At 63.9% G+C, this 24,713-nt stretch carries 23 protein-coding genes and 1 pseudogene; 18 read left to right on the top strand and 6 right to left on the bottom strand.

Annotated elements, in window-relative coordinates; all coding sequences use genetic code 11:
• The first annotated feature begins 6 nt into the window (after positions 1-6).
• Positions 7-1,116: a phosphatase PAP2 family protein gene (locus ASC75_RS25595; protein WP_162244933.1), complete on the top strand. Its 1,110-nt coding sequence runs from the start codon at positions 7-9 to the stop codon at positions 1,114-1,116.
• 6 nt (positions 1,117-1,122) lie between these two features.
• On the opposite strand, the gene ASC75_RS15300 is transcribed toward ASC75_RS25595, so the two are convergent.
• A complete protein-coding gene (locus tag ASC75_RS15300) occupies positions 1,123-1,557 on the bottom strand; it encodes an HIT family protein (RefSeq protein ID WP_055977070.1) in 435 nt (144 codons plus the stop codon).
• 88 nt (positions 1,558-1,645) lie between these two features.
• Here ASC75_RS15300 and ASC75_RS15295 point away from each other — a divergent pair, with 88 nt between their 5' ends.
• Complete coding sequence (locus ASC75_RS15295; protein ID WP_055977068.1) at positions 1,646-1,975, top strand: multidrug efflux SMR transporter; 330 nt, start codon at positions 1,646-1,648, stop codon at positions 1,973-1,975.
• A gap of 3 nt (positions 1,976-1,978) precedes the next feature.
• On the opposite strand, the gene ASC75_RS15290 is transcribed toward ASC75_RS15295, so the two are convergent.
• Genes ASC75_RS15290 through ASC75_RS15280 form a run of 3 tightly spaced genes read right to left on the bottom strand, consistent with a single transcriptional unit; the run spans position 1,979 to position 4,426 of the window.
• The gene (locus ASC75_RS15290; RefSeq protein ID WP_055977066.1) at positions 1,979-3,184 is read right to left on the bottom strand and encodes a GNAT family N-acetyltransferase; all 1,206 of its coding nucleotides are present in this window, start codon (positions 3,182-3,184) and stop codon (positions 1,979-1,981) included.
• A 40-nt stretch (positions 3,185-3,224) separates the two neighbouring features.
• Positions 3,225-3,953, bottom strand: a complete 729-nt coding sequence (locus tag ASC75_RS15285) for a glycerophosphodiester phosphodiesterase (protein WP_055977064.1) — start codon at positions 3,951-3,953, stop codon at positions 3,225-3,227.
• An 8-nt stretch (positions 3,954-3,961) separates the two neighbouring features.
• Positions 3,962-4,426 carry a RidA family protein gene (locus tag ASC75_RS15280; protein ID WP_055977061.1) on the bottom strand — a complete coding sequence of 155 codons (465 nt, stop codon included), beginning with the start codon at positions 4,424-4,426 and terminating at the stop codon, positions 3,962-3,964.
• 143 nt (positions 4,427-4,569) lie between these two features.
• Between ASC75_RS15280 and ASC75_RS15275 the strand changes: the two genes are divergently transcribed.
• From ASC75_RS15275 to lpxB, 15 genes and pseudogenes are all read left to right on the top strand, one after another.
• A complete protein-coding gene (locus ASC75_RS15275) occupies positions 4,570-5,397 on the top strand; it encodes a cell envelope integrity EipB family protein (protein ID WP_055977058.1) in 828 nt (275 codons plus the stop codon).
• A 10-nt stretch (positions 5,398-5,407) separates the two neighbouring features.
• Positions 5,408-5,680 (top strand): annotated as a pseudogene (locus tag ASC75_RS15270) (DUF4031 domain-containing protein); the annotation flags it as partial.
• A gap of 370 nt (positions 5,681-6,050) precedes the next feature.
• Complete coding sequence (gene rpsB / locus ASC75_RS15265) at positions 6,051-6,833, top strand: 30S ribosomal protein S2 (protein ID WP_055977053.1); 783 nt, start codon at positions 6,051-6,053, stop codon at positions 6,831-6,833.
• A gap of 121 nt (positions 6,834-6,954) precedes the next feature.
• Entirely contained in the window at positions 6,955-7,875 is a 921-nt protein-coding gene (gene tsf, locus ASC75_RS15260) for a translation elongation factor Ts (RefSeq protein ID WP_055977051.1), read from the top strand.
• 110 nt (positions 7,876-7,985) lie between these two features.
• On the top strand, positions 7,986-8,708 hold the full coding sequence (gene pyrH, locus ASC75_RS15255; RefSeq protein WP_055977048.1) for a UMP kinase: 723 nt from the start codon (positions 7,986-7,988) through the stop codon (positions 8,706-8,708).
• A 43-nt stretch (positions 8,709-8,751) separates the two neighbouring features.
• Positions 8,752-9,306 (top strand): ribosome recycling factor, encoded by a 555-nt coding sequence (frr, locus tag ASC75_RS15250; RefSeq protein WP_055977045.1) that lies wholly within the window; start codon positions 8,752-8,754, stop codon positions 9,304-9,306.
• A 12-nt stretch (positions 9,307-9,318) separates the two neighbouring features.
• Positions 9,319-10,056, top strand: coding sequence for an isoprenyl transferase (locus ASC75_RS15245; RefSeq protein WP_280137969.1), 738 nt, complete (start codon positions 9,319-9,321; stop codon positions 10,054-10,056).
• Positions 10,057-10,067: 11 nt separating this feature from the next.
• On the top strand, positions 10,068-10,898 hold the full coding sequence (locus tag ASC75_RS15240) for a phosphatidate cytidylyltransferase (RefSeq protein WP_055977042.1): 831 nt from the start codon (positions 10,068-10,070) through the stop codon (positions 10,896-10,898).
• 77 nt (positions 10,899-10,975) lie between these two features.
• Positions 10,976-12,115 carry an RIP metalloprotease RseP gene (gene rseP / locus ASC75_RS15235; protein WP_055977039.1) on the top strand — a complete coding sequence of 380 codons (1,140 nt, stop codon included), beginning with the start codon at positions 10,976-10,978 and terminating at the stop codon, positions 12,113-12,115.
• A 220-nt stretch (positions 12,116-12,335) separates the two neighbouring features.
• Positions 12,336-14,702, top strand: coding sequence for an outer membrane protein assembly factor BamA (gene bamA / locus ASC75_RS15230; RefSeq protein ID WP_055977036.1), 2,367 nt, complete (start codon positions 12,336-12,338; stop codon positions 14,700-14,702).
• Between the two features lie 67 nt (positions 14,703-14,769).
• Positions 14,770-15,825 carry a UDP-3-O-(3-hydroxymyristoyl)glucosamine N-acyltransferase gene (lpxD, locus tag ASC75_RS15225; RefSeq protein WP_055977033.1) on the top strand — a complete coding sequence of 352 codons (1,056 nt, stop codon included), beginning with the start codon at positions 14,770-14,772 and terminating at the stop codon, positions 15,823-15,825.
• Positions 15,818-16,282 carry a 3-hydroxyacyl-ACP dehydratase FabZ gene (gene fabZ / locus ASC75_RS15220; protein WP_055977031.1) on the top strand — a complete coding sequence of 155 codons (465 nt, stop codon included), beginning with the start codon at positions 15,818-15,820 and terminating at the stop codon, positions 16,280-16,282. The genes lpxD and fabZ overlap by 8 nt, the downstream gene beginning before the upstream one ends.
• A gap of 10 nt (positions 16,283-16,292) precedes the next feature.
• On the top strand, positions 16,293-17,129 hold the full coding sequence (gene lpxA, locus ASC75_RS15215; RefSeq protein ID WP_055977028.1) for an acyl-ACP--UDP-N-acetylglucosamine O-acyltransferase: 837 nt from the start codon (positions 16,293-16,295) through the stop codon (positions 17,127-17,129).
• Positions 17,116-18,009 (top strand): UDP-2,3-diacylglucosamine diphosphatase LpxI, encoded by an 894-nt coding sequence (gene lpxI / locus ASC75_RS15210; protein WP_055977025.1) that lies wholly within the window; start codon positions 17,116-17,118, stop codon positions 18,007-18,009. Before lpxA ends, lpxI begins: the two co-directional genes overlap by 14 nt.
• Entirely contained in the window at positions 18,006-19,169 is a 1,164-nt protein-coding gene (gene lpxB, locus ASC75_RS15205; protein ID WP_055977022.1) for a lipid-A-disaccharide synthase, read from the top strand. Before lpxI ends, lpxB begins: the two co-directional genes overlap by 4 nt.
• 54 nt (positions 19,170-19,223) lie before the next feature.
• Here the strand turns inward: lpxB and gltA are convergent, their stop codons facing one another.
• Together gltA and gltX are read right to left on the bottom strand one after the other, a co-directional pair.
• Positions 19,224-20,513: a citrate synthase gene (gene gltA / locus ASC75_RS15200; protein ID WP_055977019.1), complete on the bottom strand. Its 1,290-nt coding sequence runs from the start codon at positions 20,511-20,513 to the stop codon at positions 19,224-19,226.
• A gap of 179 nt (positions 20,514-20,692) precedes the next feature.
• Entirely contained in the window at positions 20,693-22,117 is a 1,425-nt protein-coding gene (gltX, locus tag ASC75_RS15195) for a glutamate--tRNA ligase (protein ID WP_055977688.1), read from the bottom strand.
• 102 nt (positions 22,118-22,219) lie between these two features.
• On the opposite strand from gltX, the gene ASC75_RS15190 reads away from it, so the two are divergent.
• On the top strand, positions 22,220-24,697 hold the full coding sequence (locus ASC75_RS15190; protein WP_082496611.1) for a ComEC/Rec2 family competence protein: 2,478 nt from the start codon (positions 22,220-22,222) through the stop codon (positions 24,695-24,697).
• The last annotated feature ends 16 nt before the right edge of the window (positions 24,698-24,713 follow it).

Genomic DNA, 24,713 nt, shown 5'->3' with positions numbered 1-24,713 from the left:
GATGCAATGGTTGAAACTGGCGCTCTCGGTTTTCGACCGATCCGCAATGCCACGAATTTACTTGGTCAGCTGTTTGCGGCTCTCAAGCTAAATGCTCGGGTCCAAGGTGTGCTGTTGGTGGCATCGGCGCTGGTCGTCGCAGCACGACTTGTGCTTTTGCCGGACGCCGTGGCAATGATCTCTGCGACTTGGCTGCAAAGCTTGCGCCCTTTCATTGCATCGTGGGCCATCGCCATATCCTTCTACCTTTTGCTAAAGACCGTCCGGACAGGATCGTTGTCGGTAAGTTTTGGTTTTATTTGGTCGGATGTTCTCACGTGGAGAAACGTAATCGTTGCCGTTCCTGCTGCCCTGTCGCTAGGTATGGTAATGAATTCATTTAGTCATTTCAAATCCAACATCCCGGAGCTTAATCCTTATTACCTAGATATTGTCTTGGCGTATGTAGATCGCTCAATCCACTTCGGAATTGATCCATGGCAGGTCTCTGGCTACGTTTTCAAATATGGCGTGGCAACGTTTATTTTGGACAAGATTTATTATCTCTGGTTTTTCGCGATTTACATTCCCACAGCAATTGTCATCGGCATGCCCGACCGCTTTGGAATCCGCCATCAGTTCCTGCTGAGCTACGTTTTTGTCTGGGGCATCCTCGGCATCGTCGGCGCGACCGCGATGTCTTCCGTCGGCCCGATCTACTATGACAGGGTCTATGGCGGTCCGTCGCCCTTCACCGATCTGGTGCTGAATCTGGAGCACGTCGACAGTGCCTGGAGCTTGACCACCATGCAGGTGCGGGAGGTGCTCTGGGGCGCCTATGTCAACGATGCCGCAACGGTCATTTCAGGCATTTCGGCGATGCCGTCCATCCACAACGCCATGTGTGTGCTGCTGTTTCTGGCGGCGCGCCACGTCAATCGCTGGCTGGCCGTGGCGGCCGCGGTGTTTGGATTGACCATCTTCGTCGGATCGATCCACCTGGGATGGCACTATGCCATCGACGCTTACGTTTCTGCGATCGGCGTCATCCTGCTTTGGAAGCTTGCAGGCTATCTCACCGGCGATGCGGCCATGCGGTGCGTCAAGCGCGCCGCAACTGTCGATGCGCTGGCGTAGACTGCCTCAGCCTGTGCCCAGCGCGGCCCTGACCTTCTCTGCATTTGCCGCCAGCACCTCCGGCTTTTCCATCACGCCGCTGTGCGGCTTGAGCGCCACGCCTTCGAAGCGCGGTACGATGTGGACGTGCAGGTGGAAGACGGTCTGGCCGGCTGGCTCCTCGTTGAACTGGGTGACGATCACGCCATCGGCGGCGAATGCCGTCATGACAGCCCGTGCGACCTTCTGGACGACGGCCATGAGCTTGGCGAGCGTTGCCGGATCGGCGTCGAGCAGGTTGCGCGACGGCGTTTTCGGCACCACCAGCGTGTGGCCGGTGCCTTGCGGCATTACGTCCATGAAGGCGATGACGTCGTCGTCCTCGTAGACCCGGTGCGAGGGGATTTCGCCGCGCAGGATCTTGGCAAAGATGTTGTTTGGATCGTATTCGACGCTCGGCATGGCCTATCCCGTTTGATGCGGTTTCGTGGTGGATGTTTCGGCGCTGGTGTCGCCAACGTCAAGACGCGAGAGGCCGAGAGGAGCAGAGTTGACCTATATCTATCTGATCATCGCGGTGGCGTTCGAGGTCGTCGCCACCTCGGCGCTCAAGGAAACAAACGGGTTCACCAGGCTGCTGCCGTCGCTCGTCACGGTCGCGGGGTATGCCGCTGCGTTCTACTTCCTGTCACTGGTCCTGAAGGTGATGCCCGTCGGGATCGTCTACGCCATGTGGTCGGGGGCCGGGATCGTCTTTATCACCGCGATCGCCTGGGTGTGGTTCCGCCAGTCGCTCGACCTGCCGGCGCTGCTTGGCATCGGCCTGATCATGGCCGGCGTCATCGTCATCAACCTGTTCTCAAAATCGGTCGCGCACTGAAATTCAGCCGCGGCGGAACGGGCCGTGATCGTCGAGATAGTCGCCGATCTCGGCCACTTCCCGCCGTTCGCGCTCGAGATAGTCGCCCACGGCGCGCCGCAGCCCGGGGTGGACGATGTAGTGGGCCGACTGGGTCGTGACAGGGCGATAGCCGCGCGCCAGCTTGTGCTGGCCCTGGGCGCCAGCTTCGACGACCGCCAGCTTGCGCTCGATGGCGAAGTCGATGGCTTGGTGGTAACAAACCTCGAAATGCAGGAAGGGGTGGTCCTCTATGCAGCCCCAGTTGCGGCCATAAAGCGTGTCCGAGCCGATGAAATTGATGGCGCCGGCGATGTAGCGGCCACCGCGCCTGGCCATGACCAGCAGCACGTCGTCGGCCATGCGCTCGCCGACCAGCGAGAAGAACTTGCGGTTGAGGTAGGGACGCCCCCACTTGCGGCCGCCTGTGTCCATGTAGAAGGCGTAGAAATCGTCCCAATGCGCTTCGGTGATGTCGCGGCCGGTCAGTCGCTCGATCGAAATGCCTTCGGCGAGAGCCTCGCGCCGCTCCTTCTTCAGTGCCTTGCGCTTGCGCGACGCCAGGGTGGCCAGGAAATCGTCGTAGCTCGCAAAGCCTTCATTGATGAAGTGGAACTGCTGGTCGGTGCGACGCAGGAAGCCGGTGGCTTCGAGGATGTCGACCTCATCCGCCTCGGCGAAGGTGACGTGAGCCGACGACACGCCGACACCGTCGGCGACGCTTCTCAGCGCCGTTGCCAAGGCCGACTTGGCTTGCTCCGCACCGGCGCCGCTGACGGTCAGCAGGCGGGGGCCGGTCGCCGGTGTAAACGGCACCGAGGCCTGGAGCTTGGGGTAGTAGCGGCCGCCGGCCCGCTCGAAGGCATCGGCCCAGCCGTGGTCGAAGACGTATTCGCCCTGGCTGTGCGACTTGGCGTAACAGGGCAGCGCTCCGAGAAACGTGCCGTCTGCGTTCTCGAGACGGAGATGATGTCCCTGCCAGCCGGTCTTCGTGACGGCGCAGCCGGACTCTTCAATGATCGTCAGGAAATCGTATGAAACGAAGGGATTGTACCGACTTCCTGATGTCGTCTTGGAAGTGCCGGAAAGGCTGTTCCACTCGTCGCGGCTGAACTCGCCGATGCTTGAGACGACGCGGACGGCGTAACCGCCATCCGCATTCTTCGCCCCGGCATCGTTCGCAGTGCTCATGCGCTTTTACTTACGTTCGAAAGCTGGGGATGCAAGGGCCTCAGGCAACCGAAGCTGCATCCGGTTCAAATCCCTCGAACGTCATCTGGTCGGCCCGCGCAAAGGTGGTCCTCACCGCCTCCTCGTCGCGTACCGTCCAGGTGATGACGGGCATGGCGAGTTTTTCGCGGACGAAGCTGACGAAGCGGTTGGGCAGGTGGGTGACACTGTAGGAGACAAACGAAATGCCATGCGCCAGCATCGAGAAATGCGCCTCCAACTCATGATCCTGGTCGCCCCAGGCGGTCAGGCCGCTGGGGATGCCGGGCGCATGCCTGGAGAAGTCGCGGATCAGCCAGTGATCGAAGGACATGATCGCAGCTTTGCCCTTGTAGTTGCGCAAGGCGGCCGCCACCCGTTCGACGAGTTCGGCATCGTGCCCGGGGATGCCCTTGAGTTCGATCACCAGGGGGACACGGCCGTCGACGAGCCTAAGCAGTTCGGCGAGGGTAGGGACATGGTCGGCGGTGCCGCCGACGCGCAGCGCAGCCAGTTCACCCGCGGTCCGCTGCCAGATGTAGCCGTTGGTGCCCGTCAGCCGGTCCAGCGAATTGTCGTGGAAGACGACGACATCGCCGTCGGCGCTCAGATGCACGTCGCATTCGATGGCGTAGCCGCGCGCGGCTGCGCGTTCGAACGCCGAAAGCGTGTTCTCCCAGCAGGTCTTGTTGACGTCGTGCAGGCCGCGATGGGCGATCGGGCGGGCGGTCAGCCATGAAAGATCGGTCATAGGTCGGTTCACTCGGTCTCGATGATGGCTTCGATCTCGACTGCGGCATTGAGCGGCAGGCAGGCGACGCCGACGGCCGAGCGTGCATGCTTGCCGCGCTCGCCGAGGGCCGCGACGAGGAAATCGGAAGCGCCGTTGGCGACTAGATGCTGGTCGGTGAAATCGGACGACGAGGCGACGAAGACCGTGATCTTGACCAGCCGGCGGATCTTTTCGAGATCGCCGAGTGCTGCCTTGGCCTGGGCCAGGATGTTGACGGCGCACTGCCTGGCCGCTTCCTTGGCGGCGTCGGTGTCGACCTCGCGGCCCACCAGGCCGGAGGCCAGCAGCTTGCCGTCCTTGAGCGGCAACTGGCCGGCGGTGAAGACGAAATTGCCGCTGGTCATGAACGGCACGTAGTTGGCGGCCGGCGCTGCGGCTGCGGGCAGGGTGACCCCGAGATCGCCCAGCCGCTTTTCGATTGTTTCGCCCATTGTCTTTCCTTATCTCTGTGTCTCTGGTGGCAGGTGAGGCCGCGCCGAAAGTGCTATGTTTGCCTCGCTTCCGCCACGACTTTTTTTAAGGTGGACCATCATTCAAGGCGGCCTGACATGGCCGCGCCGATCGGAGCCAGTGTATGCGCGCAGCGCGCCTTGTTTTTCTTGCCAGCCTGTCCACCTCGGCGCTTTCGCTGGCGCCGGCTTTTGCCGCTCCGGTGCTCGCGCCCCATCGCGCGGTCTATGACCTGGTGCTCGACAAGGCCTCGGACCGGTCGGGAATCACCGGCCTTTCCGGCCGCATGGTCTACGAGTTCAATGGCTCCGCCTGCGAGGGCTATACGGTCAAGTTCCGGTTCGTCACCCAGATCGCGACCAGCGACAACACGCGGCTGACGGACCAGCAGACGACGACCTTCGAGGATGGCGAGGGCAAGACCTTCTCCTTCGTGACCAAATCCTTCGTCGATCAGAACCTCGACAAAGAGGTCAAGGGTACGGCGACCATCGAGGCGACCGGTCTCAAGGTGGCGCTGGAAAAGCCCGAGGCCGGCTCCGTCGACCTCGCCAAGACCCAGTTCCCGACCCAGCATCTGGTCGAACTGATCGAGAAGGCCGAGAAGGGCGAGACCTTCTACGAGACCAGCCTGTTCGACGGCTCCGAGGATGCCGACAAGGTGATGACGACCACCGTGATCGTGGGCAAGAAGAGCGAGGCACCGGAAGCCGACCCGGAGCGTCCGGCGCTCGCCGGCCTCGCCAAGGACAAGTACTGGCCCGTCGACATTGCCTATTTCGACGAAAGCAAGGGCGGCGGCGAAGAAGTGCCGGAATACCGCATCAGCTTCAAGCTGCACGAGAATGGCCTGACGCGCGATCTGGTCATGGACTACGGCGACTTCTCGATGACCGGGAAGCTGGTCAATCTGTCGCTGTTTCCGGCACCGCAAGCCGAATGCAAGCCGTAAGCAGGCATTCGTGGCGGTCTATGTCGATGCGGCAATCTGGAAGTGGGTGGGCCATCGCTGGTGCCACCTGCTTGCCGACGACACCGACCAGCTGCATCGCTTTGCCGCCCAACTCGGGCTGAAACGGTCCTCCTATCAGGGTCCGCCCAAGACGTCGGCCCCGCACTACGACATCACCGGCTTCGAGCGGGATCGCGCGGTGCGCCTGGGAGCTGTCGAATGCAGCCGCGAAGAGATCGTCGCCGTGTTCCGCCGTGTCCGGGTGCGCGACTTCAAACGGCGACAGCCGAAACCGGTGAAGCAAGAGACGAGGCAGGACGAGCAGGGCGTCTCCCGCTGGGCCGCCGGCAGTTGATCGGGACCCTGCGAGAGCCCGCGACGATCGGGATCGATTCCCGAGCGTGAAGCTTGAGGCGCAGTTCCCGGGAGCTCGTCTTGAGCCTCCAGTCGCGCGCAAAGCCTCGATTTGCGCAGCTTTCGGGCCCCTCTCGGGGTTGCGCTCGCCAGGCAATACGTCTATATGCCGCCGCATTCCACACACGGACTCAGGTTTCTGCCCGGGAGAAATCCGGCTGAGACCCCCCGGTGGCGTTTCGAGCAATCTCGCGAAAAGCGTCATGGTCCGTGGAGGCTAACCGGATAAGGAAAAAACGATGGCACTGCCTGATTTCAGCATGCGCCAGCTTCTTGAAGCTGGTTCTCACTTCGGCCACCAGACCCACCGCTGGAACCCGAAGATGGCGCCCTACATCTATGGCGCCCGCAATAACATCCACATCATCGACCTCAGCCAGACCGTGCCGCTGCTGCACCAGGCGCTGAAGCAGATCTCGGACACCGTTTCGCGCGGCGGCCGCGTCCTCTTCGTCGGCACCAAGCGTCAGGCTTCGGACATCGTCGCCGATGCCGCACAGCGTTCGGCCCAGTACTACGTCAACTCGCGTTGGCTCGGCGGCATGCTGACCAACTGGAAGACGATCTCGAATTCGATCCAGCGCCTGCGCAAGCTCGACGAGTTGCTGGCTGGCGAAGCCCAGGGCTTCACCAAGAAGGAGCGCCTGAACCTCGAGCGCGAGCGCGAGAAGCTGGACAAGGCCCTCGGCGGCATCAAGGACATGGGCTCGACGCCGGACCTGATGTTCGTCATCGACACCAACAAGGAAGCGATCGCCATCCAGGAAGCCAAGCGTCTTGGCATTCCGGTCGTCGCGATCATCGACTCCAACTGCGACCCGGACAAGATCGACTTCCCGATCCCGGGCAATGACGACGCTGCCCGCGCCATCCAGCTCTACTGCGACCTGGTCGCCAAGGCTGCGATCGACGGCATCGCCCGTCAGCAGGGTTCGCTCGGCGTCGACATCGGCGCATCGGCCGAAGTTCCGGTTGAGCCTGCGCTCGACGCGGCTCCGACGACCGAAACGCCGCAGGCGTAATCGCGAAGGCCGGGCAACCTGCCTTCCTTTTCAGGATTGGGCGCACCTCGCGCCGGCGTTCGGCGCATCATCGAACCCTCGGTGGTGCGCTCGCGCATTTTGAAGCAAAGAGGCCACCACAATGAGCATTTCGGCAGCACAGGTTAAAGAACTCCGCGAACTGACGGGCGCGGGCATGATGGATTGCAAGGCGGCTCTCAACGAGACCGGCGGCGACATGGAAGCCGCAGTCGACTGGCTGCGCAAGAAGGGCATCTCCAAGGCCGACAAGAAGGCTGGCCGCACGGCTGCCGAAGGCCTGATCGGCGTCGACGCCGGCGTGCGCGAAGCTGTCGTCGTCGAGGTCAACTCGGAGACCGACTTCGTTGCCCGCAACGCGGCCTTCCAGGAGATCGTCAACAACGTCGCCAAGGTCGCGCTGGCTTACGGCAATACCGAGGCTGTTGCCGCCGCCAAGTATCCGGGTTCGGACAAGTCGGTCGCCGACACCATCAAGGATGCCGTCGGCACCATCGGCGAGAACATGAGCTTCCGCCGTTCGGCCAAGCTTTCGGTCTCGGAAGGCGTCGTCGCCACCTACGTGCACAACTCGGTTGTCGACAATCTCGGCAAGCTCGGCGTTCTGGTCGCCATCGAGACGACCGGCAACCATGATGCGGCCCGTGCCTTTGCACGCCAGGTCGCCATGCACGTTGCCGCGACCAATCCGCTGGCCCTGACCCCCGACGAGGTCGATGCGACCCATGTCGAGCGTGAAAAGGCGATCTTCGCCGACCAGGCTCGCGAGTCGGGCAAGCCGGAGAACATCATCGAGAAGATGGTCGAAGGCCGCATGCGCAAGTTCTACGAGGAAGTCGTTCTGCTGAAGCAGGCCTTCGTGCTCAACCCCGACCTGACGGTCGAGGCGGCACTCAAGGACGCCGAGAAGCAGATCGGCGCGCCGGCCAAGATCACCGGCTACATCCGTTTCGCGCTCGGCGAGGGCATCGAGAAGGAAGAAAGCGACTTCGCAGCCGAAGTTGCCGCAGCCGTTAAGGGCTAAAAAGTAGCGCTGCATCAAGCGCTTCCTGAGGATAGCCGAAGGGCGCCGCGTGACATCGCGGCGCCCTTCGTGTATCGGAACTCCCGATCTTCAACAGCCGCGAGGAACTCATGACCGACAAGCCGCTCTACCGGCGCGTACTGCTTAAGGCGTCGGGCGAGGCCCTGATGGGCGAGCAGCATTTCGGCATCGATGTATCGGTGGTCGACCGCATCGCTTCCGACATTGCCGAGGCGAGGGCGCTCGGCGTCGAAGTTGGCGTGGTCATCGGCGGCGGCAACATCTTCCGCGGCGTGGCGGTCGCCTCCAAGGGCGGCGACCGGGTCACGGGCGACCACATGGGCATGCTCGCCACCATCATCAATTCGCTGGCCCTGCGGACATCGCTCCACAAGCTTGGCGTCGATGCCGTCGTGCTGTCGGCGATCGCCATGCCGGAACTCTGCGAAAGCTTCTCGCAGCGCCAGGCAACGGCCTACATGGATGCCGGCAAGGTCGTGATCTTCGCTGGCGGCACGGGCAATCCGTTCTTCACCACCGATTCGGCAGCAGCGTTGCGCGCAGCCGAGATCGGCGCCGATGCGCTGTTCAAGGGCACCCAGGTCGACGGTGTCTATTCGGCAGATCCCAAGAAGGACCCGGCCGCGACGCGTTTCGAGCGCATCACGCATAAGGAAGTCATCGCCCAGGGGCTGTCGATCATGGATACGGCGGCAATTGCCCTTGCGCGCGAAAACAACATTCCGATAATCGTCTATTCGATCCATGAAAAAGGCGGTTTCGGCGAAATATTGAAGGGTGGCGGTCGCTGCACGGTTGTTGCGGACGCCTGACAATTGGAACGATGGCCCCGGAACCGGGACCAAGGAGACTGCTATGAGCACCGATTACAACGACCTTCAGCGCCGCATGGAAGGCGCCATCAACGCGTTCAAGCATGATCTTGCTTCGCTGCGCACGGGCCGGGCCTCGAGCAACCTTCTCGATCCGATCCAGGTGCAGGCCTATGGTTCGGCCATGCCGCTCAACCAGGTGGCGACCGTGTCGGTGCCGGAGCCGCGCATGATCTCGGTCTCGGTGTGGGACAAGTCGATGGTCGGGGCGGTCGATCGCGCCATCCGCGAATCGAATCTCGGCTTCAATCCGATCGTTGACGGCACCAACCTGCGCATTCCGCTGCCGGAGCTCAACGAGCAGCGCCGCAAGGAACTGGTCAAGATCGCCCACACCTATGCCGAGAACGCCAAGGTGGCGACGCGCCACGTGCGCCGCGACGGCATGGAAGCGTTGAAGAAGGCAGAGAAGGACGGCGACATCAGCCAGGACGACCAGCGCGTCCAGTCCGAAAAGGTCCAGAAGCTGACCGACGACACGATCAACCAGATCGACAGCTTGCTTGCAGGCAAAGAAGCCGAGATCATGCAAGTTTAAGCCAAGCAGAGGCTGGCCGAAAGCGAACGGATGACTACGCCCGCGCATGTCGCGATCATCATGGATGGCAATGGCCGTTGGGCGAAGGCCCGGGGCCTGCCGCGCGTTGCGGGGCATCGGGCCGGCGTCGAGGCGCTGCGCCGCACCGTTCGTGCCGCCGCCGACCTCGGCATTTCCTGGCTGACGGTCTACGCGTTCTCTTCGGAAAACTGGTCGCGGCCCAAGTCCGAGGTCACCGATCTCATGGGCCTGCTCAAGATCTTCATTCGCCGCGATCTGGCCGAACTCCACAACAGCGGCGTGCGGGTGCGCATCATCGGCGACCGCGCGACGCTGCAGCCGGACATTCGCTGCCTGCTCGAGGAAGCCGAGACGCTGACCGCCGGCAACGAGTCGCTGACGCTGGTGATCGCCTTCAACTATGGCGGGCGCGACGAGATCTCGCGTGCCGCGAGCCGGCTGGCGGAAGCGGTCAAGCGCGGCGAACTCTCGAGCGAGGAAATCACGCCGGAGTTGTTTGCCGAAAACCTCGATACCGCAGGCATACCCGATCCCGACCTGGTGATCCGCACCAGCGGCGAGGTCAGGCTTTCCAATTTCCTGCCCTGGCAGTCGGCCTATAGCGAGCTGGTGTTCCAGCCCTGCTACTGGCCGGATTTCAATCGCGACCATCTGGCCGACGCCTTGCGCGAATATACCGGCCGCGAGCGCCGCTTCGGCGGGCTTGCCACTCGCGACGTCGCTTTGTGACGGCGGAGCGCATGAGCAATCTCCAGCTTCGGACAATCTCGGCAATCGTGCTTGCGGCAGCGGTGCTCGGCCTTACCTGGGTGGGCGGCCTGCCGTTTCGCTTGCTGTCGGCGGCAATCGTTCTCGCCATTTTCTTCGAATGGTCGGCCATGTCGCGACCCAGGACCGATTCGGCCTGGGCGATGGGTGGCCTCGGCATCCTGCCTGAAGTCGCGGTCCTGCTGTTTGCCGGTGCGCTCGTCGCCGGCGTGCCGGCGCTTGCCCTGATCGGCCTGGTGGCCGTCTTCACGCTGATTCTCTGGATCGTGGGAAGGATGCGGGGGGTGGCGGCATGGGAAGCCGCCGGATTCGGCTACGCGGCACTCTCCGGCCTGTCGCTGGCGCTGCTGCGCGGCAATGACGCATCCGGTCTGGTCGCCATCCTGTTCCTGTTCGCGGTCGTCTGGGCGACCGACATCTTCGCCTATTTCGTCGGCCGCAAGGTTGGCGGGCCGAAGCTCGCGCCTGCCATCTCACCCGGCAAGACGCGCAGCGGCGCGCTTGGCGGAGCCGTTGGCGGCGTCGTGGCCGGGCTTTTGCTCGCAGGCAGCGCCGGCAGTGGCAGTCTTCCGCTGCTGGCAGCGGTCGCGCTGTTGCTTTCGGTCATTTCCCAGGCAGGTGACCTGTTCGAATCCTGGGTCAAGCGCCGGCACGGATACAAGGACTCAGGCTCGCTGATTCCCGGTCATGGCGGCGTCATGGACCGGGTCGACGGGCTTGTCGCGGCGGCATTTGCCCTATACGTCATCGGCTGGTTGTCCGGTTCGGCCGATCATCCGGCGCAGGGGCTGTTTCCAGCCTGAGCGGCGAAGCGCGGCGCAAGCGTCGGGCAAGGCAAGTCGGCTCGAATGGGCTCGATGGTACTGGTTGAGGACTTGATTTGAACGAGTATCTTCCCGCCTTCCTGAGTACGGACGGCCTTTTGATCGGCACCATCGTGCCGTTCCTGTTCGTGCTGACCATCGTCGTGTTCGTGCATGAGATGGGCCATTATCTCGTCGGCCGCTGGTGCGGCATCGGCGTGAAGGCCTTCTCGATCGGATTCGGCCCGGAATTGCTCGGCTTCAACGACCGCCGCGGCACGCGCTGGAAGCTCTGCGCGATACCGCTGGGCGGCTACGTCAAGTTTGTCGGCGACATGAGCGTCACCAGCAGGCCGGACAGCGCCGAGGACGACAGTCTCAGCGCGTCTGAGCGCAAGATAGCCTTCCACACCCAGCCGGTGTGGAAACGCGCCGCAACCGTGGTTGCGGGTCCGCTGTTCAATTTCCTCCTGACGATTGCGGTCTTTACCGTGCTGTTTTCGGCCTATGGCCGCTACGTCATGGAGCCGACGGTGGCGGAGGTGAGGGCGGCAAGCCCGGCCGCCAACGCCGGCATCCTGCCCGGCGACCGATTCGTCAGCGTCGATGGCAAGCCGGTGGAAACCTTCTCCGACGTCCAGCGCCTGGTGTCCGGCCGTGGCGGCGATGCGATTGCCTTCGTGATGATGCGCGACGGCAAGGAGATCGCGCTGACGGCGACGCCGGAAATGATGGAGCAGAAGGATGCCCTCGGCAATTCGGTCAAGGTGGCCGTCATCGGGGTGGTCAACAACGAGGAGCTGGGTCAGCCGCGGCTGATCAGCTACAGCCCGGGCGGGGCCTTCGTCCAGGCGGTTGCCGAGACCGGCCACATCATCCAGCGGACCGGTCAGTTCCTGAAGCGTTTCGTGGTCGGTCGCGAGGACAAGTGTCAGCTCGGCGGACCGGTCAAGATCGCCGACATGGCAGGCAAGGCGGCCCAGCTGGGCTTCATGTGGCTGGTTCAATTGGTGGCGTTGCTGTCGGTCGGCATCGGTTTTCTTAACCTATTGCCGATTCCTCCGCTGGACGGCGGCCACTTGGCATTCTATGCCGTCGAGGCAGTGATCCGGCGTCCCGTTTCGGAACGGGCAATGGAAGCGGTCTATCGTGTGGGGATGATTCTGGTTCTTGCCTTCATGGGCTTCGTTTTCTGGAACGACCTGTTCGGCTGCTGAAATCATGAAGAAATTTGGGACGGGCAGGGGGCCCGTTGAGGGAGCGTTTACCATCCGGGGCGATATGAGTGACGCGAAAGTCACGCTCGCAGGGTAAGTAAATACAAATTAACTAGAAGCCTTGCGTGTAGGGAAAATCCGGTTATTACGGTACGGGAAATTTACCGCGACGTCCGGTTTTCTCGCCGTGGGGACTTCGAGAAAAAGGTTATAAAGCCCGATGAAGGCAGCATTGAAGTTTGCGAGCGCCGCGTCCGCGGTAGCTCTGTCCGCCGCACTGGCCGTTCCTGGCGCCGTGGCGGTCCAGTTTGTTGCCGTGTCCGCCGCCGAGGCGGCTGTGGTCAACCGGGTCGAGGTGCGCGGTAACCAGCGCGTCGATGCGGACACCGTTCGCAACTACATCTCGATCAAGCCCGGCAAGTCGTTCTCGAACGCCGATATCGACGAGGCAGTGAAGGCGCTGTTCGGCAGCGGCCTGTTCTCCGACGTCCGTATCAACCAGGTCGGCTCGACCCTGGTCGTCCAGGTCTCCGAATACCAGGTCGTCAACAACGTGCTGTTCCAGGGCAACAAGAAGCTCAAGGACGCGGCACTCGGTGGTGCCGTCCAGCTCAAGCCGCGCGGTGCGTTCTCGCAGGCGGCGCTCGAAGCTGACGCCCAGGCGATCAAGGAAGCCTACAAGCGCGTCGGCCGTGACGACGTCACCGTTGGCACCAATGTCATGGATCTCGGCGAAAACCGCGTCAACGTGGTGTTCGAGATCAACGAAGGCGGTCGCACCAAGATCGCGGCCGTCAACTTCGTCGGCAACGACGCCTATGGCGACCGCCGCCTCGCTGATGTCATCTCGACCAAGCGTTCGTCGTTCCTGTCGTTCATGCTCCGCGATGACATCTATGACGAAGATCGTCTGCGCGCCGATGAAGAGGCGCTGCGCCGCTTCTACTTCAATCGCGGTTACGCCGACTTCCAGGTCGTTTCCGCCTTTGGCGAACTCGACGAAGCCACGAACCAGTACACCATCACCATCACCGTTGACGAAGGCCAGCGCTACACGTTCGGCGACGTCACGGTCGAGAGCACGATCCCCGAGGTCGACGGCGCGACGCTGCAGTCGCTGGTCGAGACGCGCAAGGGCGATGTCTACAGCGCCAAGGACGTCGAGGATTCGATCATCGCGATCACCGAAAACGTTGCCGGCAAGGGCTATGCCTTCGCCAAGGTAACGCCGCGTGGCGACCGCAATTTCGAAAGCCGCACGATCAATGTCGTCTACACCGTCGACCAGGGTGCCAAGGCCTATGTCGAGCGCATCGAGATCCGCGGCAACGAGCGCACCCGCGACTTCGTGATCCGTCGCGAATTCGACGTCAGCGAAGGCGATGCCTTCAACCAGGTGCTCATCCAGCGTGCCAAGAAGCGTCTTGAGGCGCTGAACTTCTTCGAGCGCGTCGAAGTGTCGACCGCTCCGGGCTCGCAGCCTGACCAGGTCGTGCTGGTTGTCGATCTGGTCGAGAAGTCGACCGGTGAGTTCTCGATCGGCGCCGGCTATTCGACCGGTGGCGACAACGCCGGCCCGTCGGTGGAAGGCTCGATCACCGAGCGCAACTTCCTCGGCCGTGGCCAGTTCATCAAGTTCTCCGCCGGCGGCGGCAAGAACTCGCGCGACTACAGCTTCTCGTTCACCGAGCCGTATTTCCTCGGTCGCCGTATCGCTGCCGGTTTCGACGTGTTCCGCCAGACGCGCGAATACGACGAATACAACAGCGACGTTACCGGTGGCACGATCCGCTTCGGTCTGCCGATCACCGACAACATCTCGACGCAGCTCGCCTACAACCTTTCGCAGGAAGAGTATGAGCTGTCGGACGAATGCGATCCCGATGGTGATGGCGTCCCGCTCGTATCCTGCAATGTTTCGCAGGCAATTGTTGACGGCGTCGCTGCTAGCCCGTGGATCAAGTCGTCGGTCAGCGGCACGCTGGTCTACAATACCATCGACGACATGAAGAACCCGCATGGTGGCATCTATGCCAACTTCACGACGGAAGTGGCCGGTCTCGGTGGCGACGCAAAGTTCGTGAAGGTTACTGGCCGTGCCAGCTACTACCAGACGCTGTCGGAAGAGCTCGATATCGTTGGCCTCGTTTCGGCGGGTGGCGGTCACATCCAGGGCTTCGGCGACGACGGCCTGCGTGTCTTCGATCACTTCAAGAACAACGACCGCATGATCCGCGGCTTCAAGTACAACGGCATCGGCCCGTATGATAACGACACCGATGATCACCTCGGTGGCACGACGTATTTCAATGCTTCGGCCGAAGCCCAGTTCCCGATCCCTGTCGTGCCGGAGAGCTTCGGCCTGCGTGGCGCGGTGTTTGCCGACGCAGCGACACTGTATGGCAGCAAGGTCGAAAACGTCACGAATCTGGTCTCGACCGACATGCAGTGGCGTGCCTCCGTGGGTATCGGCCTGCTCTGGGCGTCGCCTTTCGGCCCGCTGCGTATCGACTACGCGGTCCCGGTCCAGAAGGAAGACACCGACGATACGCAGGAATTCAATTTCGGTATCTCGACCCGCTTCTAATCTCGCGGAACGATGCTTCCGGGCCATCCTGGCCCGGAAAGCCCCGGCCTAGCTGGAACAGCATTTCATGACGGATCCGGTATTTTTTGTGCCGTCACGCCGCTATTCGGTTGGCGAGGTGGCCGGGCTTACCGGGGCCGTGCTCGCCGATCCCGGCCATTCCCACATCGAAATTCTTACCATCGCCTCCGCGACCGAAGGTGGCGAGGGCGCGCTGGTGTTTGTCGACGGCAAGCGTAACGCGACATCCCTCGCCACGCTGCATGCGGCAGCGGTTCTTTGCACGCCCGACGTCGTCGGGTTGGTGCCGGCTGGTATCGCCGTTCTCGTGACACCTCGTCCGCAGCAGGCTTTCGCACGCGTCGGCCGCCTGCTTTACCCCGACGCGGAACGCCCTGTCGGCGCTACCGGCGAGACAGGCATTTCACCCTTTGCGCATGTCGATCCCACCGCCCATGTCGAAGCTGGCGCGGTTGTCGAAGCGGGCGCGGTCATCGGGCCGAACGCAGGCGTCGGTGCCGGCACGGTGGTTGCCGCCAATGCGGTTATCGGCCGCTCCTCGCAGGTCGGCCGCGACTGCTATTTAGGCCCGCATAGCTCGGTCCAGTACGCGCTGGTCGGCAATGGGGTCATCATCCATGCCGGTGCCCGCATCGGCCAGGACGGTTTCGGCTTCGCCGGCGGCGCGCGCGGACCCGAGCGCATTCCCCAGATCGGCCGGGTCATCATCCAGGACAATGTCGAGATCGGCGCCAATTCGACGGTCGATCGCGGCGCGATGGCGGATACGATCATCGGTGAAAACACCAAGATCGACAATCTCGTCCAGATCGCCCACAACGTGCGCATAGGCCGCAATTGCGTCATTGCCGGACTTACGGGTATTTCGGGCTCGGTCGTCGTCGGCGACAATGTCATGATGGGCGGTGGCGTCGGGCTGGCCGATCATCTGACGGTCGGTGCCGGGGCCAGGCTCGCGGCGCGCAGCGGCTTCATGCACGACGTGCCTGCGGGTGAGATCTGGGCCGGCTTTCCGGCCAAGCCGATGAAGGACGCAATGCGAGAGTTCGCATGGCTCAAGAAGATGGCCAAGACAAAGAAGGACGGCGGGGGCAATGACTGACCAGACGACCAAGACGCTCGAATCCGTCGACATCCTCGGCCTGTTCAAGCTTCTGCCACATCGCTATCCGTTCCTGCTGATCGACCGCATCGTCGAGATCGACGGCGACGATTCCGCTGTCGGCATCAAGAACGTCACTTTCAACGAGCCGCATTTCCAGGGCCATTTCCCCGGCCAGCCGGTGATGCCGGGCGTGCTGATCATCGAGGCGATGGCGCAGACCGCGGGTGCGATCTGCCTGCGCCTGGTGGTCGACGAAAGCCCGTCGCTGGTCTATCTGATGACCGTCGACGCTGCCAAGTTCCGCAAGCCGGTCGTGCCTGGCGACCAGCTCAGGATTCATGTCAAGAAAATCAAGAAGCGCGGCAACATCCTCAAATTCGCCTGCGACGCGCAGGTCGATGGCGTGACCGTGGCCGAGGCCGAGGTGGCTGCGATGATGGTGCCGAAGGAATAGCAAGACTTTCATGCAGACCGAAACTTTCATCCATCCCGCCGCCGTCGTTGAAACTGGCGCAAAGCTCGGCGCGGGCGTCCGCATCGGCCCGTTCTGCCATGTCAGCGCCGATGCCGTCATCGGCGACAGGGTCGAACTGATCAGCCATGTCGCCGTCATGGGCGCCACCACCCTTGGTGAAGGCTGCAAGGTTTTCCCGCAGGCGACGCTCGGAGCGGCGCCGCAGAACAACAAGCACAAGGGCGGCCGCACGACGCTCGTCGTCGGCAAGAACTGCACGATCCGCGAAGGCGTGACTATGCATCTCGGCACTGACACGAGCCGCGGCGCGACCACCGTCGGCGACAACGGGCTGTTCCTCGCCTATGCGCACATCGCTCATGACTGCATCGTCGGCGACAACGTCACCATGGCCAATGTCGCGACGCTCGGCGGCCATGTCGAGGTCGGCAACAACGTGACGCTTGGCGGGCTGTGCGCGGTCCACCAGATGACGCGCATCGGCCATCATGCCTTCGCCGGCGGTGCTGCCATCATCGATGGCGACATCATTCCTTACGGCATGGTGATGGGCAACCGCGCGCGCCTGCGCGGGCTCAATGTCATCGGCATGAAACGCTCGGGCCTGCCGCGCGCCGAAATCTTTGCGTTGCGCAAGGCCTACAAGATGATCTTCGATCCCGGACGCGCCGTCGCCGAGAACATTCCGGCCGTCGAGCGCGAGTTTCAGGGCTCGGCCATCGTGCGCGACATGCTCGATTTCATCCAGGCGCGCGGCAAGCGTCATTTCACCGTCCCGCCGCTTCGAAACGCCGTCTCCGACGACGCTGCCGATGACGAAAGCTGAGGGCGGAAAGAGGATAGACCTTTCCGCGACCGACCGGATCGCTGTCGTTGCCGGCAGCGGCCGTCTTCCCGTCAACGTCGCCGACAGCCTGGCCGATGCGGGCCATGCGCCCTTCATCGTCCTGATCGATGGCGAGACCGATCCCGGCACGAGCCTTTGGGGCTATGAAGGCAAGGCGCTGGCGATCGAGCAGTTCGCCTCGCTCGTGCCGCTGCTCAAGCGCGAGCGCATCACCCATCTCGTGCTCGCCGGCGGCATCAGCCGCCGCCCGGTCTGGCGCGCCATCCGTCCCAGCGTTTCGCTTTTTCGCATCCTGCCGCGGGCGCTGGCAGGGTTGGCGCGCGGCGACGACGGTTTGCTCCGCACATTGGTCTCCCTGATCGAGGACAACGGCATCAAGGTCGTCGGTGCGCATCAGGTCGTGCCGAACCTGCTCGCCACCGAAGGCAGGATCGGCGCGCATGCACCCCAGGATGGCGACTGGGCCGACCTCCGCGCCGGCCTGGAGGCTGCCCGGGCCATTGGGGCTCTCGACATCGGCCAGGCTGCCGTTGCCATTGGCGGGCGTGCCATTGCCCTTGAAGGCGTCGAGGGAACCGATCTTCTGCTTGAACGTGTCCGCGACCTGCGTACCAACGGCCGCATCGCCGGCCGCAAGCGCGGCGTGCTGGTCAAGTGCGCCAAGCCCGGCCAGGAAATGCGCGCCGACCTGCCGACCATCGGCCCAGCGACCGTGGACGCGGCCCATGCAGCGGGCCTGGCTGGAATCGGCGTTGAAGCCGGCCGCTCGTTCGTGCTCGATGTCGGCGATGTCGTGGAACGGGCCGACCGGCTCGGCCTGTTCGTCGTCGGCGTCACGGGTGAAAGGGGCAACACGTGACCCAGCCGCCGCTCAAGGTCGCCATCGTCGCCGGTGAAGAGTCGGGCGACCTGCTCGGCGCCGACCTGGTGCGGGCGCTGCAGCGGCTGACCGGCCGCGAGGTCCGGCTTGTCGGCACCGGCGGCCGGCATCTGCAGCAGCTCGGGCTTGCGCCGCTGTTCGATGCCAGCGAGATCGCGCTGATGGGGCTGACGGCGATCGTCCGCGACCTGCCGCGCCTGATGCGGCGGATCGGCCAGACGGCGCGGCTGGTGGCTGCGGAGAAGCCGGATTGCCTGATCACCATCGACAGCCCCGATTTTTCGCTGCGCGTGGCCAGGAAGGTGCGGGCGCTCGCGCCCCAAATTCCAATCGTGCACTACATCTGCCCGAGCGTCTGGGCGTGGCGGCCGGGCCGCGCCAAGGCGATGAAGCCGCATGTCGACGAAGTGTTGTGCATCCTGCCTTTCGAACCCGCCGAGCTTGCCCGGCTGAACGGTCCCCCAGGCACCTTCGTCGGCCATCGGCTGGTCAGCGATCCCGGTATTGCGGTGGCCGCCGCCATGCAGGAGGGCAAGGGCACGCTTTCGCCGGATCGCGAGAAGACACTCCTGCTCCTGCCGGGATCGCGCCGCAGCGAGGTGCGTGGCCTGATCGGGCCATTTGGCGAGACCGTTTCGATCCTGCGGGCGCGCGGCCATCGCTTGCGCCTGCTGCTGCCGACGGTGCCGCATGTGGCCAGCCTTGTCGAAGACGCCGTCTCTGGCTGGCCGGACAAACCCGAGATCATCCTCGACCCGCAGCGCAAGTGGCAGGCCTTCGGCGAGGCTGACGCGGCCCTGATCGCGTCGGGGACGGTGTCACTGGAGCTTGCACTCGCTGGCGTGCCGATGATGTCGAGCTACAAGCTCGACGCCTTCATGCGCATGGTGCAGGGCCTGATCACCATCTGGAGCGCGTCGCTGCCCAATCTCATCGCCGACAGGCCGGTGGTGATCGAAGCCTACAACCAGTATGTGCGGCCGAAATGGATGGCGCGGCACGTCGAGGGCCTGTTCGACGACACCGGCCTCAGGCGCTGGCAGAAGGACGGCTTCGCCGAGATCATCAGGCGCATGGCGACCGATCGCCCCTCCGGCGAACTTGCAGCCGAAGCCGTCCTCAAACACATCGCAAAATGAAAAACGCCCGCCCGGCACACGCCGGACGGGCGTTTTCGTCTGGTTGGCCGGCGCTTAGCGCTTGGCGATCGGCAGGTAGTCGCGCTCGGCAGCGCCGGTGTAGAGCTGGCGCGGACGGCCGATCTTCTGGCGCGGATCCTCGATCATTTCCTTCCACTGCGCGATCCAGCCGACGGTGCGGGCGAGCGCGAACAGCACGGTGAACATGGTGGTGGGGAAGCCCAGCGCCTTCAGCGTGATGCCGGAGTAGAAATCGATGTTCGGATAGAGCTTCTTTTCGATGAAATATTCGTCGGTCAGCGCGATGCGCTCGAGCTCCATCGCAACGTCGAGCATGGGATCGTCCTTAATGCCGAGCTCGCCGAGCACTTCATGCGTGGTCTTCTGCATGATCTTGGCGCGCGGATCGTAGTTCTTGTAGACGCGGTGGCCGAAGCCCATCAGGCGGAACGGATCGTTCTTGTCCTTGGCGCGGGCGACGAATTCCGGAATGCGGTCGACATGGCCGATTTCGCTCAGCATGTTGAGCGCTGCTTCATTGGCGCCGCCATGGGCAGGGCCCCAAAGGCAGGCGATGCCTGCGGCGATGCAGGCGAACGGGTTGGCGCCCGACGAGCCGGCGAGACGGACGGTCGAGGTCGAGGCGTTCTGCTCGTGGTCGGCATGGAGGATGAAGATGCGCTCCATGGCGCGGGCGAGCACCGGATTGACCTTGTACTCCTCGCACGGCACGGCAAAGCACATGTGCAGGAAGTTGGCGGCGAAGTTCAGCTCGTTCTTCGGGTAAACGAAGGGCTGGCCGATATGGTACTTGTAGGCCATCGCCGCGATCGTCGGCATCTTGGCGATCAGGCGGATCGAGGCGACCATGCGCTGGTGCGGATCGGAGATGTCGGTCGAGTCGTGATAGAAGGCCGACAGGGCGCCGACCACGCCGCACATCACCGCCATCGGGTGGGCGTCGCGGCGGAAGCCGGTGAAGAAGCGCGACATCTGCTCATGCACCATGGTGTGGCGCGTGACGCGATGGTCGAAGTCGTCCTTCTGGGCCTTGGTCGGCAGTTCGCCGTAGAGCAGCAGGTAGCAGACCTCGAGGAAGTCGCCATGCTCGGCGAGCTGGTCGATCGGGTAGCCGCGGTGCAGCAGGATGCCGGCATCGCCATCGATGAAGGTGATCTCCGACTCGCAGCTCGCCGTCGAGGTGAAGCCGGGATCGTAGGTGAAGGCGCCGGTGGTAGCGTAGAGCGATGCGATGTCGATCACATCTGGTCCGACCGTTCCGGCGCGCACCTTGAACTCGTGGGTCTGGCCGCGGAACTCCAGTTTGGCGGTCGAATCAGTCATCGCATACTCCTTAGTGCTGAGTTGCCGCCACGGGCGGCGCAATCTTCATAACAAGGCAACCCGTTAGGCCCGGAATGCCCGAGCCACCAGCTTCCCCGCTGCTTTCAAATTGACCTGTTGCCGCAATGTTGCACCGCAAAAGCCTCATTTCAATGCAAAACTAGGAAAGCACTGCTGACCTAATCGATTTGATCGGAAATGCGGGCTAGACTTTCGTCGCGCCCCAGAACGGCCAACACATCGAACACTCCGGGCGACGTGCTTTTGCCCGTCAGGGCTGCACGCAGAGGCTGTGCGACGGCACCCAGTTTCACGTTTTCGCGCCCGGCATACTCGCGGATCGCTGCCTCCGCCGTAGCGGCGCTCCAGTCTGAATTGACGCCTGCCAGTGCGGCATGCGCGCCCTTGAGCACGTCCTTGGCCGGGCCGGCAAGCAGCCCCGCGGCCTTCTCGTCGAGCGGCAAGGGACGCTCGGCAAACAGGAAGCCCGCGCCGTCCGCAAGCTCGATCAGCGTCTTGGCGCGCTCCTTGAGGCCGGGCATGGCGGCAAGCAGCTGTGCCTTGCGCTTGTCATCGAGCTTGCCGAGGACTGCGTCGCCACCGGGCAGGTAGGGCAAGGTGGCGACGAAGATGTCGAACAGCTTGTTGTCGTCCATCTGGCGCATGTGGACGCCGTTCAGCGCCTCCAGCTTGGCGAAGTCGAAGCGGGCCGCGCCCTTGTTGACGTCCTCGATCTCGAACCAGCCGATCATGTCCTCGATGCTCATCACCTCGTCGTCGCCATGGCTCCAGCCGAGGCGGGCAAGATAATTGAGCAGCGCCTCGGGCAGGTAGCCCATGGCGCGGTAGGCATCGACGCCGAGTGCGCCGTGGCGCTTGGACAGCTTGGCGCCATCGGCACCATGGATCAGCGGGATGTGCGCCATGACGGGCACGTCCCAGCCCATGGCGTCGTAGATGACGGTCTGGCGCGCGGCGTTGGTCAGATGGTCGTCGCCGCGGATGATGTGGGTGACGCCCATGTCATGGTCGTCGACGACGACGGCATGCATGTAGGTCGGCACGCCGTCCGAACGCAGGATGATGAAATCGTCGAGATCCTTGTTGGGGAAGCGCACGTCGCCCTGCACGCGGTCGCGCACCAGCGTCTCGCCCTCGCGTGGCGCCTTGATGCGGATCACCGGCTTGACGCCTTCGGGTGCCTCGGATGGGGCGCGGTCGCGCCAGCGGCCGTCATAGCGGGGCGGGCGGCCCTCGGCGCGTGCCTTCTCGCGCATCTCCTCGAGTTCGGCCTGCGAGGCGTAGCAGTGATAGGCCTTGCCCGCGCGGACAAGCTCTTCGGCGACTTCGCGGTGACGTGGCGCGCGCTCGAACTGCGAGATCGGCTCGCCCTGCCAGGTCAGGCCGAGCCAGGTCAGGCCTTCGAGGATTGCCGCGGTGGCGGCATCGGTCGAACGCTCGCGGTCGGTGTCTTCGATGCGCAGCAGCATGGTGCCGCCGGTGTGGCGGGAATAGAGCCAGTTGAAGAGGGCCGTGCGCGCGCCACCGATATGCAGATAGCCGGTGGGCGAGGGGGCGAAGCGGGTGACGACGGACATGGCGATTTCCAACGGAGGCATGGCGCGCTTGGCCGAAGACCGGCGGCGCATGGCGTTTCGGTGGCGCTGATGTAGCATAGAAGGTCTGGGGCGCAAGGGGCAGGCCCGATGGGCGAGCGCGTGCGGGAGGGGGAAACCGGTAACAATCCGGTGGTCGAGACCGGCGAGCGCGCCTTGCTGGGAGGGGCGGCCGTGTCCTCGGTGGCATGGGTGAGGCCGACTGTACCCAGCGCGGAAGCCACGGAAATCGCCGTGGTGCCGGTTCCGCAGCCTTATTTTCCCCGGCTGCCGGCATGGTCAGGCGCCGCCGCCAGTGTTCGTTCATCGACGCGGGCCATGCGGGTGGCCATCGAAACCGAGCTCGAACGAGGCGCTGCATTCCTGCTCGTGCCGGTCTTCCTGGCCATCGGCGCGCTTGGCTATTTCAGCTTTCATGCCGAGCCGCCTTTTGCGCCGCTGGTCACGGCTTTCGGGCTCCTGGCCGTGCTCGCCTTTCTCATGCGTACGAACAGGCTGGCCCACTACGCGCTCGCCGCCGCGGCCATCTGCCTGCTCGGCATGGCCATGGCCAAGATCGAAACGGATAGGATGGCGACCAGGATGCTCGGCGCGACGATATCGGCAGGCATCACCGGGCGGGTGGTCGAGATCGACAGCCTCGACAACGGCCGTCAGCGCCTGACCCTCGACATCCTGGCGACGGAGCGTCCGGTTCTGCGCTATGCGCCGGATCGCGTGCGGCTGACCGCGCGCAAGCTCCCCGATGGCGTGACCGCCGGCTCGCTGGTGACGGGCTATGCCCGGCTGATGCCGCCATCCGGCCCGGTAAGGCCGGGAAGTTACGACTTTTCCTTCGAAAGCTATTTTGACGGCATCGGCGCCAGCGGCTTCTTCATGAAGGGGCCGGAGCTTGTTGCGTCCACCGACCCGTTGCCGGCCACGAGCCAGGCCGCGGCCTGGGTGGCAAATGCGCGCGACCGCATCGCACAGCGCATTCGCGATCGCGTCGGCGGCGCGGAGGGCGAAATCGCTGCAGCCCTCGTCGTCGGCGTGCGCGGCGGCATCCCGGAAGACGTCAACGAGGCGCTGCGGCGCACCGGGCTCTACCACATCATTTCGATCTCGGGCCTGCACATGGCGATGGTCGCCGGGACGGTGATGCTGCTGACGCGGCTGGCCTTTGCCGCCTTTCCGGCGTTCGCGTCGCGTCGTCCGGTGAAGAAATATGCGGCAAGCGCCGCATTGGCCGCGACAGGGGGCTATCTGTTCATTTCGGGGGCCGAGGTCGCCGCGCAGCGCAGCTTCATCATGCTGGCCGTGATGCTGACGGCCGTGCTGTTCGACCGGGCTGCCTTGACCATGCGCAATCTGGCGATCTCGGCCATCGTCGTCATCGTGATTTCGCCGCACGAGGTGGTTGGACCGAGCTTCCAGATGTCGTTTGCAGCGACAGCGGCACTTGTCGGTGCCTATGCCTGGTGGTCCGACCGGCGCGAGCAACAGGCGCAGCCCGTCGTCCAGCGGTCGTTGCCGTCCAAGCTGTGGCGCTGGCTGGCGACCGTTGCGGCCGGGCTCGTCGCGACGTCGCTGATCGCCGGGCTTGCCACCAGCGTCTTCGGCGCCTGGCATTTCCAGCGCATCTCGCCGCTCAGCCTTGTCGCCAACCTGGCGGTGATGCCGATCGTCTCGGTGCTGGTCATGCCGTTTGCCGTGCTCGCCGGCCTGTTCATGCCGTTGCGCCTCGACGGCATCTTCCTTGACACCATGGGGGCCGGCCTGACGGCCATGATCGCGCTGGCGACGTGGTTCTCCGAGCGCTCGCCCGTCGATGCGGTCGGGCTGATGTCGACCCATTCGGTCGTCCTCGTCACCTTGGCGCTGGTCATAGGCTCGATGGCGACGACCTGGCTGCGACTGGCGGCGCTGCCGATTGCGACCCTGGCTCTGCTGCTGCTGATGAACGCGGAAGCGCCCGACGCGTTCGTCTCGGAGGATGCGCGCCTGGTGGGCGTGCCGGTTGGCGAAGGCAAGCTTGCCGTCAATCGGACCCGGCCAAGCCAGTTCACCGTCGACAATTGGAAACGTGCCCTGGTGTCGGAAGACCTGATCGGCCCCGCGCGCGTCGCCCCGGCAAGCGCTGCAAACCCGAAGCAGAACATCGGCCAGGGCGGTTCGGGCCGGTCCGGCGGTGATGCGGCCTTTTCCTGCACCGACGGGCTGTGTCTCATCGAGCACCCCTCGGGCATGCACCTGGCCCATGCGGAAAACGCGGCAGCCGCCAGGCGAGCCTGCGGCATCGCCAACCTTGTCGTCGTGAACGACGCCACGGCACGCAATCCGTGCGGCAACGCTGCTGTTGTCGTGCTCACCAGCCGCGCGTTGGCTCGCCTGGGAAGCGCGGCGATATTCTTGAGGCCTGCCCAGGACGGCGCGCGCCAGGATGTCGAGATCCGCCACGCCGTGGCCACGCCATACCGACCCTGGCATGTGCAGCGGGCATTCTCGCGCGAGGCGAGGGGACTGCCGCCCTATCGGCGAGACAGCAGGCGTCCGGGCGCATCAGAACCGGCATCGCCAGCCCGATAGGCCGTGCGCATGCGCG

It is taken from the genome of Aminobacter sp. DSM 101952, assembly GCF_001424795.1.
Classification (GTDB): domain Bacteria; phylum Pseudomonadota; class Alphaproteobacteria; order Rhizobiales; family Rhizobiaceae; genus Aminobacter; species Aminobacter aganoensis.
This window is presented reverse-complemented; position numbering and strand designations above follow the sequence as displayed.

What these genes read in the sequence shown, in the direction of transcription:
- ASC75_RS25595 (WP_162244933.1), top strand. Translation starts at nt 7, where the DNA reads ATGGTTGAAACTGGCGCTCTCGGTTTTCGACCGATCCGCAATGCCACG.
- ASC75_RS15300 (WP_055977070.1), bottom strand. Translation starts at nt 1,557, where the DNA reads ATGCCGAGCGTCGAATACGATCCAAACAACATCTTTGCCAAGATCCTG.
- ASC75_RS15290 (WP_055977066.1), bottom strand. Translation starts at nt 3,184, where the DNA reads ATGAGCACTGCGAACGATGCCGGGGCGAAGAATGCGGATGGCGGTTAC.
- ASC75_RS15285 (WP_055977064.1), bottom strand. Translation starts at nt 3,953, where the DNA reads ATGACCGATCTTTCATGGCTGACCGCCCGCCCGATCGCCCATCGCGGC.
- ASC75_RS15280 (WP_055977061.1), bottom strand. Translation starts at nt 4,426, where the DNA reads ATGGGCGAAACAATCGAAAAGCGGCTGGGCGATCTCGGGGTCACCCTG.
- ASC75_RS15275 (WP_055977058.1), top strand. Translation starts at nt 4,570, where the DNA reads ATGCGCGCAGCGCGCCTTGTTTTTCTTGCCAGCCTGTCCACCTCGGCG.
- rpsB (WP_055977053.1), top strand. Translation starts at nt 6,051, where the DNA reads ATGGCACTGCCTGATTTCAGCATGCGCCAGCTTCTTGAAGCTGGTTCT.
- tsf (WP_055977051.1), top strand. Translation starts at nt 6,955, where the DNA reads ATGAGCATTTCGGCAGCACAGGTTAAAGAACTCCGCGAACTGACGGGC.
- pyrH (WP_055977048.1), top strand. Translation starts at nt 7,986, where the DNA reads ATGACCGACAAGCCGCTCTACCGGCGCGTACTGCTTAAGGCGTCGGGC.
- frr (WP_055977045.1), top strand. Translation starts at nt 8,752, where the DNA reads ATGAGCACCGATTACAACGACCTTCAGCGCCGCATGGAAGGCGCCATC.
- ASC75_RS15240 (WP_055977042.1), top strand. Translation starts at nt 10,068, where the DNA reads ATGAGCAATCTCCAGCTTCGGACAATCTCGGCAATCGTGCTTGCGGCA.
- bamA (WP_055977036.1), top strand. Translation starts at nt 12,336, where the DNA reads ATGAAGGCAGCATTGAAGTTTGCGAGCGCCGCGTCCGCGGTAGCTCTG.
- lpxD (WP_055977033.1), top strand. Translation starts at nt 14,770, where the DNA reads ATGACGGATCCGGTATTTTTTGTGCCGTCACGCCGCTATTCGGTTGGC.
- fabZ (WP_055977031.1), top strand. Translation starts at nt 15,818, where the DNA reads ATGACTGACCAGACGACCAAGACGCTCGAATCCGTCGACATCCTCGGC.
- lpxA (WP_055977028.1), top strand. Translation starts at nt 16,293, where the DNA reads ATGCAGACCGAAACTTTCATCCATCCCGCCGCCGTCGTTGAAACTGGC.
- lpxI (WP_055977025.1), top strand. Translation starts at nt 17,116, where the DNA reads ATGACGAAAGCTGAGGGCGGAAAGAGGATAGACCTTTCCGCGACCGAC.
- gltA (WP_055977019.1), bottom strand. Translation starts at nt 20,513, where the DNA reads ATGACTGATTCGACCGCCAAACTGGAGTTCCGCGGCCAGACCCACGAG.
- ASC75_RS15190 (WP_082496611.1), top strand. Translation starts at nt 22,220, where the DNA reads ATGGGCGAGCGCGTGCGGGAGGGGGAAACCGGTAACAATCCGGTGGTC.